1 pseudogene is annotated in these 292 nt (G+C 35.6%); it reads right to left on the bottom strand.

Annotated features, from left to right (window positions below):
- Positions 1–239: pseudogene (locus tag AAEY62_RS21760) on the bottom strand (ATPase); the annotation flags it as partial.
- Between the last annotated feature and the right edge of the window lie 53 nt (positions 240–292).

The raw sequence follows: 292 nt of genomic DNA on the forward strand, positions 1-292 counted from the left end.
GGATAGCTTGTTGTCAGCAGTCCCGTAGAATCTTTGACACCACTTGCAATTGAAACAGGTAGATTATTAAGGCTCTTTTTTTTTGCCTTATCAATAAGCTGTTTTAATTCCTGTGCTAGTTTGCCATGACCACTTCTTGCTTCATGCGCAGCAACTTGAAGCGCAATAGATAAAAATCTATCGTCATCTTTATCGATATGCGATTGCATAAGTGCTTTTATTTGCGTTGAACTAGCCATGAAAAATGCTCGAATTAAATAATATATTGACCAATATTATTATACATGAAAGG

Origin of the sequence: Pseudoalteromonas sp. GW168-MNA-CIBAN-0100, assembly GCF_040309225.1 — a bacterium.
GTDB lineage: Bacteria > Pseudomonadota > Gammaproteobacteria > Enterobacterales > Alteromonadaceae > Pseudoalteromonas > Pseudoalteromonas arctica.